General features: G+C 36.5%; 14 protein-coding genes. 13 read left to right on the top strand and 1 reads right to left on the bottom strand.

What is annotated here, in order from left to right; genetic code table 11:
• Positions 1-22 precede the first annotated feature (22 nt).
• From CS931_RS07175 to CS931_RS07115, 13 genes are all read left to right on the top strand, one after another.
• Positions 23-442 carry a pyridoxamine 5'-phosphate oxidase family protein gene (locus tag CS931_RS07175; RefSeq protein WP_200814957.1) on the top strand — a complete coding sequence of 140 codons (420 nt, stop codon included), beginning with the start codon at positions 23-25 and terminating at the stop codon, positions 440-442.
• Positions 443-783: 341 nt separating this feature from the next.
• Positions 784-2,067, top strand: coding sequence for a murein hydrolase activator EnvC family protein (locus CS931_RS07170; protein WP_099205077.1), 1,284 nt, complete (start codon positions 784-786; stop codon positions 2,065-2,067).
• Positions 2,068-2,285: 218 nt separating this feature from the next.
• Positions 2,286-3,638 (top strand): M18 family aminopeptidase, encoded by a 1,353-nt coding sequence (locus CS931_RS07165; protein ID WP_099205076.1) that lies wholly within the window; start codon positions 2,286-2,288, stop codon positions 3,636-3,638.
• A 128-nt stretch (positions 3,639-3,766) separates the two neighbouring features.
• Positions 3,767-5,239 carry a UDP-N-acetylmuramoyl-L-alanyl-D-glutamate--2,6-diaminopimelate ligase gene (locus CS931_RS07160; RefSeq protein WP_099205075.1) on the top strand — a complete coding sequence of 491 codons (1,473 nt, stop codon included), beginning with the start codon at positions 3,767-3,769 and terminating at the stop codon, positions 5,237-5,239.
• Positions 5,240-5,279: 40 nt separating this feature from the next.
• Positions 5,280-6,632, top strand: a complete 1,353-nt coding sequence (locus CS931_RS07155) for a UDP-N-acetylmuramoyl-tripeptide--D-alanyl-D-alanine ligase (RefSeq protein ID WP_099205074.1) — start codon at positions 5,280-5,282, stop codon at positions 6,630-6,632.
• A 444-nt stretch (positions 6,633-7,076) separates the two neighbouring features.
• Positions 7,077-8,168, top strand: a complete 1,092-nt coding sequence (locus tag CS931_RS07150; protein ID WP_099205073.1) for a glycosyltransferase family 2 protein — start codon at positions 7,077-7,079, stop codon at positions 8,166-8,168.
• 46 nt (positions 8,169-8,214) lie between these two features.
• Positions 8,215-9,201, top strand: a complete 987-nt coding sequence (locus CS931_RS07145) for a glycosyltransferase family 2 protein (protein WP_099205072.1) — start codon at positions 8,215-8,217, stop codon at positions 9,199-9,201.
• A 55-nt stretch (positions 9,202-9,256) separates the two neighbouring features.
• Positions 9,257-10,411: a glycosyltransferase gene (locus tag CS931_RS07140; RefSeq protein WP_099205071.1), complete on the top strand. Its 1,155-nt coding sequence runs from the start codon at positions 9,257-9,259 to the stop codon at positions 10,409-10,411.
• Between the two features lie 3 nt (positions 10,412-10,414).
• A complete protein-coding gene (locus CS931_RS07135) occupies positions 10,415-11,983 on the top strand; it encodes an O-antigen ligase family protein (RefSeq protein ID WP_099205070.1) in 1,569 nt (522 codons plus the stop codon).
• A 2-nt stretch (positions 11,984-11,985) separates the two neighbouring features.
• Entirely contained in the window at positions 11,986-13,164 is a 1,179-nt protein-coding gene (locus tag CS931_RS07130) for a polysaccharide pyruvyl transferase family protein (protein ID WP_099205069.1), read from the top strand.
• Positions 13,154-14,668, top strand: coding sequence for an oligosaccharide flippase family protein (locus CS931_RS07125; RefSeq protein WP_099205068.1), 1,515 nt, complete (start codon positions 13,154-13,156; stop codon positions 14,666-14,668). The genes CS931_RS07130 and CS931_RS07125 overlap by 11 nt, the downstream gene beginning before the upstream one ends.
• Before the next feature lie 8 nt (positions 14,669-14,676).
• Positions 14,677-15,852: a Coenzyme F420 hydrogenase/dehydrogenase, beta subunit C-terminal domain gene (locus CS931_RS07120; RefSeq protein WP_099205067.1), complete on the top strand. Its 1,176-nt coding sequence runs from the start codon at positions 14,677-14,679 to the stop codon at positions 15,850-15,852.
• Between the two features lie 2 nt (positions 15,853-15,854).
• Positions 15,855-18,440 (top strand): GH25 family lysozyme, encoded by a 2,586-nt coding sequence (locus CS931_RS07115; RefSeq protein WP_099205066.1) that lies wholly within the window; start codon positions 15,855-15,857, stop codon positions 18,438-18,440.
• 205 nt (positions 18,441-18,645) lie between these two features.
• Here the strand turns inward: CS931_RS07115 and CS931_RS07110 are convergent, their stop codons facing one another.
• Positions 18,646-20,772 (bottom strand): glutamine synthetase III family protein, encoded by a 2,127-nt coding sequence (locus tag CS931_RS07110; RefSeq protein WP_099205065.1) that lies wholly within the window; start codon positions 20,770-20,772, stop codon positions 18,646-18,648.
• Positions 20,773-20,921: the final 149 nt, after the last annotated feature.

Raw genomic sequence — 20,921 nt, 5'->3', positions numbered from 1 at the left:
ATAAAGAAAAAGGGGAATGCATATGATGCGGGATGCGGTTAAGACGATTGGTAATTTGATTGACAAGCAGAAAACAGCCTATATTAGTTCGGTTGACGAAGAGGGATTTCCCAATACGAAAGCCATGTTGGCGCCTAGAAAAAGAGAAGGAATTCACACCTTTTATTTTACCACCAATACCTCCTCAAAGCGTGTGAGTCAATATCGTAATAATTCGAAAGCTTGTCTCTATTTTTGTGACCGTCGCTTTTTTCGTGGTGTTATGCTGAAAGGCATCATGGAAGTTTTAGAGGACGCAGAAAGCAAAGAGATGATTTGGCAGACTGGTGATACGATTTATTACTCCCTGGGTGTTACAGATCCTGATTATTGTGTGTTAAAGTTTACCGCTTGTGAAGGCCGCTTTTATCAGAATTTTAAATCAGAAGATTTTGAGATTTGATTAACGTTTAAACAGGAAAAAAAAGAAAACAAAAGGGTTGTCTTATCTTTTAGGACAACCCTTTTAAGATATGTGTCGCTGCTTATAAAATGATAAATTGGGTGGCAAATTGCATAGCAATCAGAATATTATTCTTATTTACCATGACATTTCTGATAATACACAAATAGATACATACAATATATAGTTGTATTCGACAGAATCACAACAAAATTCAAAAAATACCCCGAGAACTGTAACTTTTAATTCTTATTCAGAATCAAAAAAGCGGTTATATGGGTTACAATTCAGTAATAAAATTATGTTAAGTAAAGCTTGATCTACAATATGGAGGGAACTAAATGAGTGCAAAGCATTCCAGAAGGAAATCCAAGCTTATTCGTTTTTTGGCTGTTATATTATGCGCATGTATGATGGTGCCAACACTGGGAGTTAGTGCAGCGGATACATTGGCAGAGGTGCAAGCCGAAACAGACCGATTGAGCCAACAAAAAGATGAGCTCAACGCCAAACTCAGCAGTCTTGAAGCAGATGAGGCGCAAAAAACTGAATATCAGGCAACACTGCAGCAGCAAATGTCAGTGGTGGCTTCTGAAATTGCCGCTTTAGAAGAAGAAATTACTCTCTTAGATAAAAAAATCGGCGAATTAGAAGTTAAACTTGAAGCCGCGCAGGCCGAAATGGGCGATACTTTCGAACTCTTTTACGAAAGAGTAATAGCGATTTATACAAGTGGTTCATCGCAGCTAAGTACCTTAGAAATTCTGTTGAATGCGGATAGTTTGCATGACTTTACCATGAAGGCAAATATTTTGCAAAGCATTGATGAACATGACAGTATTATCATCAATAAAATTCAAGATTACTTAACCGCTACAGAAACAGATCGTGAAGAATTACGTACAAGTCAAGAAGAGTTAGCAAACAGTAAGAAAGAGAGAGATTCTCATAAAGCTGAGCTGACGGACTTGAGCGAGAAAAATAAAGTTGCTTTAGCAAGCATTAGTGAAGCAAAGCAATTAACTTCAGATGAAATAGCAGATGTAGAAGCACAAAAAGAAGCTGCTGACGCAGAAATGGCTCGCTTGATTGAAGAAAAAAGACAGCAAGAAGAAGCGGCAAGACAACAGGCAGAGGCAGAAAGACAAAAACAATTAGAAGAGCAAAAAAATAATTCACCCTCGGATGGTGGTTATACACCATCACCCAGTGATGATCCAGATGATACCTATACGCCCCCTAGCACTGGTGGTAGCTGGCAGTGGCCTTTGCCCGGCGGCATTGTAACACAATATTATAAAAGCGGACAGCATAGAGGAATGGATATTTCATCAGGCGGTGGCTCTCAAGTTCGTGCGGCGCAAGGCGGTACGGTTCTGGTTGCTAATGCAACAGATTCATGGGGTTCAGGCTGGGGATATTATGTGTTAATCTATCATGATGGCACTTATTCTTCTCGATATGCTCATATGGACTCACTGGTCGTTTCTGCAGGCCAAACGGTGAGTGCAGGTCAGGTTCTTGGGTATGAAGGTAATACAGGAGATTCCTATGGAGCACACTTACACTTTGAGGTTTTGGAAAATGGAACTCGAGTGGACCCACAACCTTTTATTGGCGGATAAATAGCAAAATTTTTCCCTCCCTGATTATGTCAGGGGGGTTTTCCTATTTTATTTTACGAATCAAAAATAAGAACCACAAAAGCTAGTAAACAAAAGATTATCGTGATAAAATGAAAATAGTATCAAATAGAGACTTTTAGCAAATTTGGTGTCCATTTTAAATCATTGTGCGCGATATGGAAAAGACTATAATGGAATAATGAGAAGAGGAACAAGATATGGAGAAAGAAACGACAGCGGCGCTGTTTCGCTTTATAAAAAATTCGCCCTCTGCGGCACATACGATAGATTCAGCGACTTCTATTTTAGAAGAACAGGGATTTGAAGAGATTTTTGAAACCGAAAAGTGGAGCTTGAAACCCGGCGGTAAGTATTACTTTGTGCGAGGTATGCGCAGCTTAACGGCTTTTTGTTATCCTAGTGCAGATTTTGAAGCCTATTCAGTCATTGCTCCTCATGGCGATTCTCCCTGCTTTCGAGTAAAAGAGTCTCCTGAAATGCGTGTAGAAAACCACTATACAACGCTCAATACAGAGGTATATGGTGGTTTACCTCTTCATCTTTGGTTGGATAGACCTCTCGGAATTGCGGGCATGGTCATGGTCAAGGATGGAAAATCTATCAGAACACGACTTCTTGATTTAAGAAAACATCGGTTTGTAATCCCCTCTCTGGCGATTCATCAAAACAGAGCAGTCAACGATGGCTTTAAGCTCAACCCGCAGACGCAAATTTTGCCGCTGTTTGGAGGAGGAAAAGCTGATTTTAAAGCACTGCTGGCAAAGGAATTAGGGGTGGAAAAGGGCAATATCCTAGCCCATGAGATGTATCTTTATAACGCGGAAGAACCTATGCTATATGGAGCAGAGGAAGAGTTTGCCGCTTCTCCTAAACTAGATGATTTGCAGTGTGTCTTTGCAGGACTACAAGCTTTCGTGACCACAACCAACCCAAAGAATGTAACCGTATTTACTATATTTGACAACGAAGAAATTGGGAGCATGACGAGACGAGGGGCAGATTCCGATATTCTGTCTTCTCTACTTTCGAGGATTGCCTTTGCGGCGGGAAAAACCAGAGAAGAACAAGCGGCTGCCATTGCGGCGAGTTTTATGTTGTCGGCAGACAATGGGCATGCCGCCCATCCCCTATATCCTGAAAAATCAGACCCGACAAACCGTTGCTATTTAAATGGCGGTGTACTGATTAAAACCAATGCCCGCTATGCAACTGATTTGATATCAGCTGCTGTATTCCGTGAAATCTGTGAGAATGCCGAGGTTTCTGTGCAGCAATTTTTTAATCGCTCAGATGTCTCAGGCGGTTCAACCCTTGGCAATATTTCTGCGACGCATGTGTCGATGAATTGTGTAGATATAGGTGCTCCGCAGTTAAGTATGCATTCCCCTTATGAAACGACGGGAACAAGCGATACGCTTAGCTTGATAAAAGCAATGAGAGAATTTTATGGCTCTACTGTTTTTTGGCAAGGTTCAAAAGGTTTTACGGTACAAAAAGCACCCCCGGCAGAGCGATGGACGGATATTTCATCCAATGAGAGTTATCAGTAACTTTCAATTTATAGGAAACATAAAGTATACGATTCTGTTGAGATTTTGAGGCAAACATAGTCTGCCCTGTACCTGCATAAATTTTTGTATTTAGTCATAGAAAGAATTAGCGGAAAAGAGGAAACCGTATGAAATTATCAAAGCTTTTAAAGCCGTTAACTTTGCAAGAGGATAAAGCTGTCATTGCCAACTTTGAAATGGAAATTACCGATATTATTTTTGATTCACGAAGCACAATTAAAGATTGTGCGTTTGTCTGCATGAGAGGTTCAGCGGCAGACGGGCACAAATATGCAAAGTCAGCGGAAGAAAAAGGTGCGGCTGTTATTATCGCAGAAGAGCCAGTGGAAGTTGATATTCCGGTTTTTCTTGTAAAAGATACGCGCAAAGCATTGGCACTTATGAGTGCGACCTTTTTTGGCAACCCGGCAGATAAAGATATTACGGTCATTGGTATTACAGGCACAAAGGGAAAAACAACCACAGCGACAATGATTCGTTCTATTTTAGAGGCCAGCGGTGCCAAAACAGGCATTATGGGAACGATCGGTGTTGGGATTGGCGACAAGGTTATTAAAACAGAGAATACCACACCGTCGAGCTATGAAATTCAAAAATATCTCCGTCAAATGGCAGACAGTGACTGTCGCTACTGTGTCATGGAGGTCTCCTCTATTGGACTAAAAGATTTGCGTGTCTATGGCTTTGAGTTTGCAATTGGGTTGTTTACCAATTTTTCAGAAGACCACATTGGTGGTGTCGAGCATAAAGATATGCAGGAATATCTGGAAAGCAAGAGTATGCTGTTCAAAATGTGCCGACTGGGTATCATCAATATTGATGATGAGAGTTGGCAGAATATGATAAAAGGACACACCTGTGCCATCAAAACGTATGGTTTTCATGAAGAGGCACAAATGAGAGCAGAGAGCTATCAACTGTTGTCAAGACCCGGCTTTTTGGGAATTTCTTTTGCCGTCAGCGGTGAGCTGAATTTTATAGCAGAAGTGGCGATTCCCGGCAAGTTTAACGCATATAATGCTTTGGCTGCGATTGCCTGTTGTCATGAGCTGGGTATTTCCTCGGAAATGATGAACAAAGGCTTAGGGCAGGTTAGTGTAAAAGGTCGTGTGGAACCGGTGGAGGTTCCGGGACATTATACACTTCTTATCGACTATGCGCATAATGCAGTTAGTATGCAGAATATCTTGGAGACCCTGAGAGAGTACCACCCTAACCGATTGATTTGCTTGTTTGGAGCAGGCGGTAATCGCCCCAAGCTTAGACGTTATGAAATGGGTGAAGTTTGTGGCAATATGGCTGATTTATCAGTTATCACCGCAGATAACTCTCGATTTGAAGATGTGAATGACATCATTGAAGATATTAAAACAGGTATGCATAAAACAAACGGCAAATATGTGACGATTCCTGATCGAAAAGAAGCCATTCGCTATTGCCTTGAAAAGGCACAAGAGGGGGATATTATTGTGCTAGCTGGCAAAGGGCACGAAGATTATCAAGAGATTAACGGTCAAAAATTCCACTTTGATGAGCGAGAAGTTGTAGCAGATATTTTGAAAGAGCTTGAGAATCGGTAAATCTGACGATTATGTCAGACTAAGAAAGGAACGAAATAAAATGAGGATGAAAATATCCGAAATTGCACAGGCATGCGGCGGAAAATTGCTCTGTGGAGATCCTGAGACTGTGGTTACATCCTTTTCAACAGATAGTCGGCAAGTAAAAACAGGCACCATGTTCGTGCCTATAAAAGGAGAAAGAGTAGATTCTCATATCTATCTGGAGGATGTGTTAGCGGGTACGGCTGCTGCATCTTTCACAGAGCAGGAGATTCTAGCTCAAGACAAACCCGTGGTGCTTGTTTCCTCTACGATTAAAGCTCTGCAAAAAATAGCAGAGGTTTACCGCAAAAGTTTTGATATTCCCATTGTTGGTATAACGGGCAGTGTTGGCAAGACAACTTCAAAAGAGATGATCGCATTGGCGCTTTCTTCTCAGCTCAAGGTAATGAAAACCCAAGGAAACCAAAATAGCCAGGTGGGCGTGCCAATGACGATTTTCACACTAAAAAAGGCAGATGAAGCAGCTGTTGTGGAAATGGGTATTAGTATGCCCGGCGAAATGGAAAGAATTGCAAAGGTGGTTCGTCCTACCATTGCAGTTTTAAGCAATATTGGGGTTACCCATATCGAATATCTTAAAACACAGGAAAATATTTTGGCCGAGAAATTTCATATTGCAGATTACATTCCAGAAAACGGGAAAATCTTTGTAAATGGCGATGATGTTCTCTTAGAAAAATTAAGTCACGAGCGAAAAGATTTAAACATAGTAACTTTTGGCATGAATAAAAATTGTGATTGCCGCGCAGCAGAATTAAATTCTACTGAAAAAGGAACCTTTTTCGTTTGCCAGTATAAAGGCAAAAAAACAAATGTGTTTGTTCCGGCGGCAGGCGTTCATAATGTGAGAAATGCTTTAGCAGCACTGGCGGTAGCATTTGAGTTGGGTGTGCCGCTAGAAGACGCTGTTAGAGCAATTGGAAGCTATAAACCGCCGAAAATGCGTCAGGAAATATTAGACTTGAACGGTATCAAGGTGATAGATGACACCTACAATGCAAGCCCTGATTCAGTGAAAGCGGGAATCGATATACTTTTAGGCATTCAAACCGACGGCAGACGCATAGCAGTTTTAGGAGATATGTTTGAACTAGGTGACTATGCGGCAATCAGTCATTTTGAAGTCGGCAAATATGCACAGGAAAAAGGCATAGATATGCTGGCCGCAGTTGGCGAAATGGGTGTAGAAACCGGAAAAGGTTTTGGCTCAGAACAGTTCTTTCATTTCACAGACAATCAAGCTGTTTTCTCTTTCTTGAAAAAAGAATTGAAAGAAGGAGATGTTGTATTAATTAAAGGTTCTCGCGGCATGAAAATGGACGAAATTGTAGAAGAACTAAAAAAATAGAAGAAAAATCTATTCGTTTGTTTTGCAGTAATATCGTGAATTGGATTATTAATAATGGAGGACACCTCATGAGAATTTTTCATCTCATGGGGTGTCTTTTTAGTGAAAACTAAAGATTAAACTTATTTAACATTAAAATTTATAGAAACTTAGATAATTTATAGGTATAGATAGTATCAATTTATAGAGAAATCTAAAGTTTATTGCAAAATAAAGTCATTTGAAGTATAATAAAACAAAGAAATATATCTAAAAATTGCTTTATAAATTGCAAATAAAAAATGGAAAAAGGTACTTAGGAAATAAAAGTAGCATTTTTAGTGAAGAAATAGGCTTGATTTATCAGCATACTGATTATTTTTATTGAGTCATCTATGTAAGTAAATAAAGTAATAATATAATGTACTAAGATGATATTTAACTGATAATGTGAGGAGAAGTGTAATGAAACCGATATTAAGTATCATTGTTCCGATTTATAATGCTGAAAAATACATCGAAGTATTTGCAGAATCTGTCTTGAATAACAACCATGACAATCTAGAATTATTGCTGATAAATGATGGCTCAACAGATTGTTCATTGGAGATTATGAATAGATTAGCCCAAAAGGACAGTAGAGTTAAGATTCATACAATTAAAAATTCGGGTCCGGCTAACGCTCGAAACATAGGGATTGAAAAATCTTTAGGAAAATATATCATGTTTTTGGATAGCGATGATACATTGGTACAAGAAACATTTATGTGGTCTTTGAACTATATAGAAGAAACAGAGATAGACTTCATGATTTTTGCCTTCCAAATTATTAACGTTAACGGAAGCCGTGATTTCTATTATGGTCATAAAGATGCCATTATTGATAAAGGGAATTTTAAGCAGCATTTTTCTACGCTATATAAAGAAAATCTTTTAAATCAGGTATGGGGAAAAATCTATTCTGCAAAAATAATTAAGGATAACAATATAAAATTTTTGGACTATAAGTATGGAGAAGACCGTCTTTTTGTACTAGAGACAATTGGAAAATGTGAGAGTATAGAAATTAGTGATCGTTGTCTTTATTATTATTATGTTAGACCCGAAGCAAGTTTAGTTACCAAGTTTTATGATAAAAAATTAGAGGTTTGTAATTTGATAGATACCAAAATTCATCAATTACAAAACAGTTATGGTGATTTTTCTTCTAAAGAACTTGCTGAAATCAACTATATGTATCTTAAAAGTATATTATCATGCGAAACCAATTTATTTTTATCAAGCTGTACATATAGTTTTGCTAAAAAAATTAGTGAGCTAAAATTAATTTTAACTCACTCGCAAGTTGTAGATGCATTAAAAAGATCGGAAAAATATGGTTTTGTTATGGATCTTTCCCTATCTATAATTAAAAGCAAAAACGTGATTTTAAATTATTTATTAGCCAAAATAATTGTAAAATCAAGTAATTTAATGCCGACTTTTTTCATAAAAGTAAAGCACCCTCAAGCGCGTGAAATTAATACAGAAAGTACTAAGGAATATGAATTAGAATAAATTTGGTTTCATTTTATAACTATATTTTAAACTTTAGGAGAATATTATGGTGGATTTAAGTATTATTGTGCCTGTATATAATACTGAAAAATATTTAGAGCAATGTTTGGAATCTTTAATAAGGCAAAATGCTTTAAACATCGAAATTGAAATAATAGTTATTAATGACGGCTCCACAGATAATTCTAAGCAAATTTTAGACCAATACCAGAAGACCTACCCCGATATTATTAAGGTTTATAATCAAGTGAATGCAGGGCTAAGTGAAGCCAGAAATACTGGTATACGTCATGCACAAGGTCAGTATATAGGGTTTGTAGATAGCGATGACTATGTGAATCAGGATATGTTTCGACTTTTATATGAGAAAATTAAGCAAGCTGACTTTGACATTGTAGTATCAGATATAGTATATACATTTACCGATAGGCAGGTGCAAATATCTTCTCAAGTAAAAGAAGATATTATTGACAAAGACAAAATAAAGGCGAGTATGTTGACGATTTATCCTACTGTTTGGAACAAACTTTTCAAAAAAGAACTATTTGAAAAAGATGTTTTATTTACAAAGGGAGTTTGGTTTGAGGACTGCGACTTTTTATATCGTCTTTATCCGTATATTAATAAAATTGGAGTAGTGCCAGAAGCATGCTATTACTATCGACAAAGAGAAGATGCAATTACTTATACGTATGATAGTCGCCTATATCAGCTTGTGACAAACTTTGATAATATCATTGAGTACTACCAAAAACATAATTTTTATGAGAAATATAGAAATGAGCTAGAATATTTATTGGTACGATATAGCTATGGAACCATGTTAAAAAGGCTTGCGAAAACCAAGAATTATGAAGAATATAAAAAAGGTTTTGTATTTGCCAAAAATAATATTAAAAAACTCTTTCCCCAGTACAGAAAGAATGCTTATTTCTTTCATCAAGGATTAAAAGGATATTTTTTATGGCTTTTTAATGGAGTTTTAGCAAAACTTCTTTATTACAAGGAAAAAAACACAGAAAACAATTTGTGATGGATGTGGCATTTAAAAAAATAAATGTCAGAGTCAAATAAGAAAGAGAGAAAAAATGGATAAAAAAATACTCTTTGTTGTTGATGAGATGAATTTTGGAGGGGTTTCAGTTGTTTTGCGGGATGTTCTAGAGAACATCCAAAAAGAAAATTATCAGATAGATTTATTGGTACTTCATAAGCATGGAGAGATGCTATGTGTAGTGCCTAAAGATATTTCAATAATTGAGGGCTCATCTTTTTTTAGTGTTATTGATGAAAAGTTTAGTGCTTTAAAACAAAAAAAGCAATATGTAAAATGTTTAAAAAAAATATGGCTTGCATTTTTGATGAAAACCAAGCTGATAAAATATATTATTCCTTATGAAAGGAAGAAAATATTAAAAGATGAATATGATATTGAAATTGCATTTAAAGATGGTTTTTGTACCATATTTACGTGTTTTGGGTCTTCTAAGAAAAAAATAGCATGGGTGCATAATGACTATAAAATTTTTAATGGCGCAGCACGGTATAATGAACTCATGAGTAAATCATTTGAGGGAATGGACACAATCGTGGCCGTCTCACAACATGCTTCTGATATGTTGAAGGAAGTATTTAATATTTCAAAAAATTTGACAGTGATATCTAACCCACTGAATGAAAAAAATATAATGAGATTATCTACAGAATTTTCACCTAATTATGAAGATAAGAGTTTAAATTTTGTGTCTATCGGCAGAATATGTCATCAAAAAGCCTATGACCGTTTGATAAAAATACATAAACAGCTGCTAGATGAAGGATATTTACATAGAATCTATATTGTAGGTGATGGTGAAGATTCTAAAGATTTAAAGGAAATGATAAGCAATTTGCAGGTAGAAAAATCTTTTGTTTTAGTTGGCTATCAAAAGAATCCATATCCATATATAGCAGCTGCTGATGGGTATATCCTTAGTTCTCGGCATGAAGGATATGGGCTTGTTGTAACAGAAGCATTTATCTTGCACGTCCCGGTCATTTCAACTGATGTTGCTGATGTCAGAGAACGAATGAATAATGAAAAATATGGTATGACAGTTGAAAACTCATATGATGGATTGTTAGTTGCAATGAGAGAGGTGATTACTCATTCTCAAAAACTTCAACAATACAAGAATAATTTATCAACATACCATTTTAACAGTGAGAGTATTTACAGTCAAATCAACAATTTATTGGAGTAGCAAATGGATAATTTACTTAATAATGAGGATAAAAAATTGAGAAAAAGTACAAAATTATTATTACTGTTTATTATCGTCCAACCTCTGCTGGATTTCTATTTTTTATTTGATGAAAGTGTAAAAAAAATCACATTTTTTTCACCCTCAACACTAATTCGTATAGGATATATTTTTATGGCGTTTATTTTGTTATTTATCAATACCCATCAGAATAACAGAAAAACATGGAAATATATTTTTTGCTATTTGGCAGTTGTATTTGGATATACGGTAGTCCATACCATAGCAAACTATTTTTTTGCTGTTAAGTTGCCCGCTAGTTTTAATTTTAATATAGTTGATGAATTGTTTTATATTATTCGTCTTTTATTGCCGTTACTGCTCCTTTTTTTAGTTTTTAAATCAGAATTAAAGCTTAAGCATATTAGATGGATAACACTAACACTGGTATTGATTATAGGTTTGATTATGATTGTTAGCAATCTTTTTCATGTCTCTTTGTTATCTTTTTCAGATGACCCTATACAAAATGAATATACGTTTTTGTCTTGGTTTTCTAAAGAAAAATTATATTATAAAAGTATCACAAGTAAAGGCTTATTTTATCGAGGAAATCAAATTAGCGGTGTGTTGTTGCTCTTGTTCCCTATAACATTGATGTTCTTATTGAAGAAACCAACACTAGGCTTTTTTATTATTTTGGCTATGCAAATTGTGAGCATGTTCATGCTAGGCTCTCGTGTATGTGTTTATGGCATGGCTATATCGTTTGTGGTGGTCATTGGCGTTTATATAGCCGACAAAATATACCACCATAAAAAAATAGAACTAAAAAAAATGATGCCTTACGCCATGATTATTATTATATTTGCTGCCATTTATCCATTCTCTCCGTTGCAGGTTAGAACTAAAAACGACCAAGATTCGTATCAGAGGCATGAGACAAAAACCATTCAATCCGAACAAGATACATTAGAGAAAGAAATCCAACCCTCAAAAAATATAAAACAAGATAAAGTGGCGTTGCTAGAGGGAGAATTATTAAAAAAATATGTGCCTTCCATGTTTTATAAAAACATATATCCAATTGCAGAGAATTATTCGTTTTGGCAGAATATTAATAAACTACCGGAAAATCAGTATGACAATAATCGTAAACAGCAAATTTTGATAACCAAAGATATCTTGGAACGTATTCCGAACAATCAAGAACTTTATGTTTTATTTGGGATGGGTAGGAGCAGACTTGCCAAGGCACAGTTAATCATTGAACATGATTTTTTGGCGCAATTCTATACAGTTGGTTTAGTAGGACTGGTATTGTTTTTTATACCGTTAATAGTAGTAATTGGTATATGTGTTTTTATTTTACTTAAAAACTTTGGGAGTTTATTCAATTTTGAAAATGTAATCTTGTTATTTGCAATATCGCTTTTTTTACTAGCATCTGCTTATTCGGGTCATTTAATCGACGAGCTATTTCCAATGTTGTTGTGCGTGTTTTACTTAGGTTTTTTATTGAAAAATATTTGGAATAAGAAAAAAGGTAATTCGACTGGGAGGCAAGAATAAGAATGAAGATAGGATGTTATTTTCATAGTGGTAGTGAAAATCATGGTTGTGAAGCCATAATAAGAGCCACAAACAGCATATTAGGAAACACTGGAGAGGTAGTAGTTTACTCTTTTAACAAACAACAAGACCAGAAGTATAGAGTGAATGAACAGATAGCCATAAAAGAAATTAAGAAGTTCCATAAATGGTCTTTAAGTCATATTTTTTATTATATACTGAAAAAAGTAATTAGAACCAATAAATACTTGATTGAGCATACATATAGACCGTTATTGAATGATAAAGTTGATGTTGCTCTTTCTGTTGGGGGTGACACCTATTGCTATAATCAAAGTTGGAAAGAGTTAAAAGATATCAATAGCGCTTTAAAACTCAAGGGAGTTAAAACTGTTTTGTGGGGATGCTCGATTGAACCAGACCTACTAAAAGAAAGCGCGGTAATAGAAGATATGAATCAATACAGTTTGATTTTAGCCAGGGAATCCATTACATATGAAAGCTTATTAAAAGCGGAAATCAAACATGTCAAATTAAGACCTGATCCAGCTTTTGCTTTAAAATCTATTCTATTGGATTTGCCCACCGGATTCATAGAGGGAAATACAGTAGGAATTAATGTAAGCCCTATGATTATTAGCAATGAAGGTGATAAAAATATCACGATGACAAATTACATAGCTTTGATGAAATATATACTGAATTACACCGATATGAACATTGCACTCATTCCCCATGTTGTTTGGGAAAGTAATAATGATTTAATACCGCTGAAAGAATTGTATTTATTATTCAAGAATACAAAAAGAGTAGTTTTGATTCCAGATTGCAACGCCAAAGAATTAAAAGGATATATCTCTCGCTGCAGAATGTTTATTGGGGCACGCACACATGCGACAATTGCAGCATATTCCACCAATGTTCCTACTTTGGTGGTTGGATATTCAGTCAAAGCAAAGGGAATTGCCAGAGATATCTTTGGGACGGATGAAGACTATGTTATTCCAGTGCAATCATTGCAAAGAGAAGAGGATTTAACGAAATCTTTTGAATGGCTTCAAAAAAACGAAAATAATATTCGCAGACATTTAGAATCTATAATGCCGCTATATTGTCAGGAAGCTTTTAAATCTAAAGATGAAATTGATCAACTAAGCGGAGGCAACATTAATGCAAATTAATCAACGAAAAGCAGGGGTGTTTTTATCGTATCTCTCAATGGGAATTAGTAGTGTTGTATATATTCTATATACTCCATTTATGATTCGAATTTTGGGAAAGAGTGAGTATGGTCTTTATAACCTTGTTTTTTCGGTAGTTAGTTCTCTGGGTCTGCTCAGTTTTGGGTTTGGCAGTGCATACATGAGATTTTACTCGCGATACCATGTAAAAGAAGATTATGAAAGTATAGCTAAATTAAATGGAATGTTTTTAGTAATTTATTTAGTTATTTCATCTATAACTATATTAGTTGGTGTGGTATTGGTAGTAAATGTACAGCTGATTTTTAAAAATAGTTTAACTAACAAAGAAATGGAAACAGCTCGAGTTTTAATGGCATTGATGGTGTTTAATGTTGCTATATCATTCCCGGCAAGTGTGTTTGATGCCAATGTGACAGCGCACGAAAAATATTTTTTTCAAAGAATTGTCAATTTGTTAAGGAGTGTTTTAAATCCTTTTTTAACGTTACCTCTTTTACTTATGGGGTTTAAATCAATTAGTTTGGTAGTAGTGACGACAATTTTGACAGTAGGTAGCCTGTTAATAAATATATGGTATTGCGTTAAAATATTAAAGATCCGCTTTTCTTTTAAGAATTTTGATTTTTCAATAGTCAAGGAAGTTGGTATTTTTTCTTTTTACATATTTCTTAACCAAATTGTCGATCAAATCAATTGGTCATCTGATAAATTTATTTTGGGAATGTTGCTCAATACATCTGTCGTTGCCGTTTATTCAGTAGGAGCACAATTAAATACTTTTTATATGAATTTTTCTACAGCTATCTCTACTGTATTCATACCAAAAATTAATTTGATGGTGGCCGAAACGAATGACAACAAGTCCTTAACTAAAATATTTACAAAAATTGGAAGAATTCAATTTTTTGTACTATCGCTAATCGGGACGGGTCTAATTTTTTTAGGACGCCCATTTATTCGGTTCTATTCAGGTGCGGGTTATGAAAATGCATACATGGTGTCATTGTTTTTAATCTTGCCAATAACTGTCCCTTTGATTCAAAATATTGGAATTGAGATACAGCGTGCCAAAAACATGCATAAATTTCGTTCAGTTTTATATATTCTTATTGCACTTGTCAATATCATACTGAGTGTTATATTAATTCCGCGATATGGAGAAATTGGAGCCGCTTTTGGGACAGGTTTAACACTAATAATAGGAAACGGACTTATTATGAATTGGTATTACCAAACAAAAGTAGGACTAGATATATTCTACTTTTGGAAAGAAATATTGAGATTTGTTCCGGCGCTGATTGCACCAACGATTGTTGGCGTTTTGATGCTTTTATTTGTTGACATGAACAAAATTACGACCTTTTTACTTTGTGGAGTTATATATGTGTTAGTCTTTGTTTTAAGCATGTGGATATTGGGTTTAAATCAGTATGAAAAAGATATGATAAAGAATTTAAAAAAAGTATTTAAGAAAAATTGAGGTTGCCAATGCTCAATATTAAAGACAGTTCTGAATGTTGTGGATGTTTTGCATGTAAATCAATTTGTCCAGTTCAATGCATTAGCATGGAGAGTGACTATGAAGGTTTTTGGTATCCTCTCATCAAAAAAGAACATTGTATTAATTGTAATTTATGTGAGGCAGTATGCCCTATCATGCATACACCTACAGCATACAAAAATTTGGCAGCGCTGGCAGCATATAATCAAGATGCTAAAATAAGAGCGCAAAGTTCATCTGGCGGAGTCTTCACAGCACTAGCAGAAAACGTTCTATCTAGTGGAGGAATCGTCTTTGGTGCAGTCTTTAACAGAAAGTTTGAAGTTGAACACACGTATATCAAGAAAAAAGAAGACCTTAGAGTTTTTCGTGGCTCTAAGTATGTTCATAGTAAAATTGGTTTTTCATATATTGAGGCAAAAGAGTTTTTAGACAAAGGAAAACTTGTTTATTTTAGTGGTACTCCATGTCAAATTGCTGGGTTAAGGTCTTATTTGCGTAAAGATTATGATAACTTAATTTGTCAAGACGTTATTTGTCACGGAGTACCTTCTCCAAAAGTGTGGATAAAATATGTCAACTATAGAGAAATAAAGGCCAGGGCAAAGATAAAAGGAATTACCTTTCGAGATAAAGAAGATAGTTGGAAAAAGTATTCCGTTAAATATGAATACGAAGGTAGAGATCCCTATAAAAAAGTTTTTTATAGGGATCCAATGATGCAATTGTTTCTAAAAAATATTTGCTTGAGACCATCATGTTACCATTGTTCTTTTAAATCTTCTCAACGATATGGTGATATCACACTGGCTGATTATTGGGGCATTGAGAAAAAACATCCGGAAATGTTTGATGATAAAGGTTGCTCATTGGTTTTAATCAATTCTCAAAAAGGCCAAGATTTATACGATAAAATTAAGAAATCAATCAATAGTAGGGACACTGATTTGAATTATGCTATTCGTTGTAACCCTTCAGCTACCCAGAGTTCAATTGAAAATGTAAATAGGACAACTTTTTTTAGCCAAATAGATAAAGTTGCTTTTAACAAAATTATTAATAGATATGCCAAAGAGAAAATACAAAAAAGACTAAAAAATAAACTTTTAAGCTTAATTTTAGGAAAAAAAATTGGTGGCAATAATCTTGAGGAGGAAAAATAAATATGCAAAAGAAGTGTAAGATACTAATTTGTTCTTTGGTAATTACATTATGTGGCTTTTTTGCTTTTTCAACGAGAGTCTCCGCAGAATCTGTTTTGGCAGCTGAATTGTTAATGAATGGACAAAGTCTAACTGAAGTAGAGGTTAAGCTGAATGAAGTAGTAAAGTTAACTGGAGAAGGGACGGGAGGAATAGGAGGCCCCTATTATTACCGATTTGCAGTAGAAAACAATGGAAACTGGGAAATAGTCAGACCATATCAAAAGGGAAATACTTATGAATGGAGCGCCAAAACTCCAGGAGTTTATACATTGGAAGTGGATGTTGCCGATACCAGTTGGAATAGGATAGTAGTCAAAAAAATTCAGGTAACGGTGCCACAGTTAGATGCCACACTGCAGATTAGCACAGATACAGTTGTGCAGCCGAATGAAGTAGTAAAGTTAACCGGAGAAGGGACGGGAGGAATAGGAGGCCCCTATTATTACCGATTTGCAGTAGAAAACAATGGAAACTGGGAAATAGTCAGACCATATCAAAAGGGAAATACTTATGAATGGAGCGCCAAAACTCCAGGAGTTTATACATTGGAAGTGGATGTTGCCGATACCAGTTGGAATAGGATAGTAGTCAAAAAAATTCAGGTAACGGTGCCACAGTTAGATGCCACACTGCAGATTAGCACAGATACAGTTGTGCAGCCGAATGAAGTAGTAAAGTTAACCGGAGAAGGGACGGGAGGAATAGGAGGCCCCTATTATTACCGATTTGCAGTAGAAAACAATGGAAACTGGGAAATAGTCAGACCATATCAAAAGGGAAATACTTATGAATGGAGCGCCAAAACTCCAGGAGTTTATACATTGGAAGTGGATGTTGCCGATACCAGTTGGAATAGGATAGTAGTCAAAAAAATTCAGGTAACGGTGCCACAGTTAGATGCCACACTGCAGATTAGCACAGATACAGTTGTGCAGCCGAATGAAGTAGTAAAGTTAACCGGAGAAGGGACGGGAGGAATAGGAGGCCCCTATTATTACCGATTTGCAGTAGAAAACAATGGAAACTGGGAAATAGTCAGACCATATCAAAAGGGAAATACTTATGAATGGAGCGCCAAAACTCCAGGAGTTTATACATTGGAAGTGGATGTTGCCGATACCAGTTGGAATAGGATAGTAGTCAAAAAAATTCAGGTAACGGTGCCACAGTTAGATGCCACACTGCAGATTAGCACAGATACAGTTGTGCAGCCGAATGAAGTAGTAAAGTTAACCGGAGAAGGGACGGGAGGAATAGGAGGCCCCTATTATTACCGATTTGCAGTAGAAAACAATGGAAACTGGGAAATAGTCAGACCATATCAAAAGGGAAATACTTATGAATGGAGCGCCAAAACTCCAGGAGTTTATACATTGGAAGTGGATGTTGCCGATACCAGTTGGAATAGGATAGTAGTCAAAAAAATTCAGGTAACGGTGCCACAGTTAGATGCCACACTGCAGATTAGCACAGATACAGTTGTGCAGCCGAATGAAGTAGTAAAGTTAACCGGAGAAGGGACGGGAGGAATAGGAGGCCCCTATTATTACCGATTTGCAGTAGAAAACAATGGAAACTGGGAAATAGTTAGACCATATCAAAAGGGAAATACTTATGAATGGAGCGCCAAGACTCCAGGAGTTTATACATTAGAAGTGGATGTTGCTGATACCAGTTGGAATAGGATAGTAGTCAAAAAGATTTCCGTCAAGGTCAATGCATCAACGCTACAAGGTATTGATGTCTCAAAATGGCAGACAGAAATTGAGTGGAACAAAGTGAAAGCAGCAGGCTATGATTTTGCGATGATTAAAGCCGGTGGTAGTGATGACGGGTTTTATCAAGACAGTTATTTTGAAAAGAATTATAAAAAAGCTGTTGAAAGCAATTTTATGATTGGGACATATTATTTTGGCACAGCAGTTACCGAATCACAGGCTGTGATAGAGGCCAAAAAGTGTTTAGAGATTCTAAAAAACAGAAATATAGACTTATATGTTGCTTATGATGTTGAATATAGTAAACAAAAAGATGTAGGAAAAGCACAACTGACAAAGGCAGTAATTGCATTTTGTGAAGTTATTAAACAAGCTGGATATAAGCCGATGGTATATGCAAACCCCAATTTTTATAATAACTATATTGATATTTCTAAGTTGAGAAGTGTAGGATATGATATTTGGGTGGCTCACTATGATGCGGACTATTATAACCCAATCGCTTTTCCCGCTAAAATTTGGCAGAGCTCTCAAACCGGCAGAATAGATGGTATTTCTGGAAATGTGGATATTAATACACTATATTACTATCAATCAGGTATGCAAATTGTAGAATGCACAGGGTCTGGAGTAAATGTAAGGAAAAATGCCGGAACTAACACTTCTATTGTTGGAAGTATAAATCATAGTTTTTCAAAGCTACTAGGCACTCAAAAAGCTTATAGCGTGGATATCAATAAGGAAGAGACTTGGTACCAAATTGAATGTAATGATGGAATGGTAGGGTGGATTTCTGAAAGATTTGTTAAACTTTGGACATTTAATTGAATTTTGGGCAATAGAGTTTTGTGGTTAGTTTTAAGAAAGATTTGCATCGTACAAAGAAAAAAGCACCTCGAGACAAATGTTTCGGGTGCTTTTTTCTTAAATCGGCAAACAGGAAAACAAATTAAAATAAATAATCATAGAAAGATAAGATGATATTTGTGCGGTTGCTAACACATATATTTTCTATAATCCCATGAAAAGCAATTTAAATCTCAAACAGCAGCTCTGAATAAGTCGGCATTGGCCAGGATGATTTTGCTATGAGTGTTTCGAGGGTATCAACAGAGGCGCGTAGTGTATTCATAGCGGGAATGACAGAGCTACGGTAATATTCTGCTTCTGCGAGGATGGGCTCATTAGGAGTTTTGCAATCACCTAGAATGGCTTCAAGTTTTTTAAGGTGCTGATAACTTTCGTCTAGTTTAGCAGAAATAGACGAAAGAATATCGTGTTCTGCTGTACAAGCAAGAGACAGGCCAACACTTTGTTTAGCAAGAATGGTGTCTGCCAGTGTTTTTGTGAAACTGCTAACGGCAGGCAAGATTTCTTTTTGCACCATGTCAATCATGGTTTGTGCTTCAATGTGAAGTGTTTTGCAGTAGGTCTCTAAGATCACTTCATAGCGAGAAAGCATTTCTGTGTTGGTATAGACATGATGTTTTGCAAATAAATCAAGATTTTTCTGTTGAATATAGAGAGGCATAACATCCACAGTGGTGGAAAGACTTAACAGCCCTCGGCGAGTGGCTTCATCACGCCACTGCTGAGAATAACCATCACCATTAAAGATAATACGCTTATGGTTTTTAATGGTACGCTTAATGAGATGATTAAGCGCTTTCTTAAAGTCGTCTGCTTTTTCCAGTTCATCAGCAAATTGACGAAGTTCATCAGCGATGAAAGTGTTAATCATAATATTGGAGCAGGCAATTGATAACTGTGAACCCAGCATACGAAATTCAAACTTATTGCCGGTAAAAGCGAAAGGAGACGTACGGTTACGGTCTGTTGTATCTTTAGGGAATGTTGGCAGAACATGTACTCCAATTTCCATCATACTTTGATCTTTGCTGTCGTAGCCCGTATCTGTTTCAAGTGCATCTAAAATGCCAGTGAGCTCATCTCCTAAGAAAATGGAGATGGTAGCAGGAGGCGCTTCATTTCCGCCTAATCGATGGTCGTTTCCGGCAGAAGCGACAGAGGCTCTCAGCAGTTCTGGATACTCATCAACGCCTTTAATAACGGCGGCAAGGAACAGCAAAAACTGTGCATTCTCATGCGGTAGTTTTCCCGGGGAAAGTAGATTTTTGCCAGAGTCAGTCGTGAGTGACCAGTTATTGTGCTTGCCACTGCCATTGACACCTTCAAATGGTTTCTCATGCAATAAACAGACAAGCCCATGACGAGCAGCAACGTTTTTCATGATTTCCATGGTCAACTGATTGTGGTCAGTGGCTGTGTTAACGGAAGCGAAAATAGGGGCAAGTTCATGCTGAGCCGGGGCAACTTCGTTGTGCTTGGTTTTGGAAAGAATGCCAAGCTTCCAAAGTTCTGTGTCTAAATCGTGCATAAAAGCAGCCACTCTAGGCTTAATGGAACCAAAATAATGGTCATCCATTTCTTGCCCTTTGGGAGGCATAGCGCCAAATAGAGTGCGTCCGCAGAATCGCAAATCTTTTCGTTTTTCATATAGCTTGCGGTCAATCAGAAAATATTCTTGTTCAGCACCAACAGTTGGTGTGACTCTTGTGGTGGAAGTATCACCAAAAAGACGAAGAATACGAAGTGCTTGCAAGTTTAAGGCTTCTGCTGAGCGAAGTAAGGGTGTTTTTTTGTCTAAAACTTCGCCGCCATAGGAGCAGAAAATACTCGGAATATAAAGAGAACCGTCCTTGATAAAAGCATAAGAGGTTGGGTCCCATGCGGTATATCCTCTGGCCTCAAAGGTGGCACGCAGTCCGCCTGAAGGAAAAGAAGAAGCATCTGGTTCGCCTTTAATCAGCTCTTTTCCGGAGAAATCCATAATGACACGGCCGTCTGTGGTTGGCGAAATGAAGCTGTCGTGTTTTTCTGCTGTGAAATCGGTCATAGGTTGGAACCAGTGAGTATAATGAGTAGCTCCTTTTTCTACTGCCCAATCTTTCATCGCATTAGCGACGGCGTTAGCAACATTAAGATCGAGATCTTTGCCTTGATCTAAGGTTTTGCGTAAAGACTTATAAACATCTTTCGGCAACTTCTCACGCATGACATCATCGTTAAATACCTGACTGCCAAAGATTTCAGGTACTGTTTTTTTGGATGAGTAACCTTGTGAACAACCATTCTCCATTTATTAGACACTTCCATTCTTCAAAATTAAATAGAGGACACGATGAAATTTTCACCAGCGCCCTCCCCTTTTGCATTCGACTCCGTAATGACTGACTCTATTTTATAAGAAAGCCTTTTGGTTGTCAAGAAAATCGAATGCAAGGATAT

Origin of the sequence: Scatolibacter rhodanostii (genome assembly GCF_900197595.1) — a bacterium.
Classification (GTDB): Bacteria; Bacillota; Clostridia; order Oscillospirales; family Acutalibacteraceae; genus Scatolibacter; species Scatolibacter rhodanostii.
Note: the sequence above shows the minus strand (reverse complement) of the source record. Positions and strands in the feature narration are given on the sequence as shown.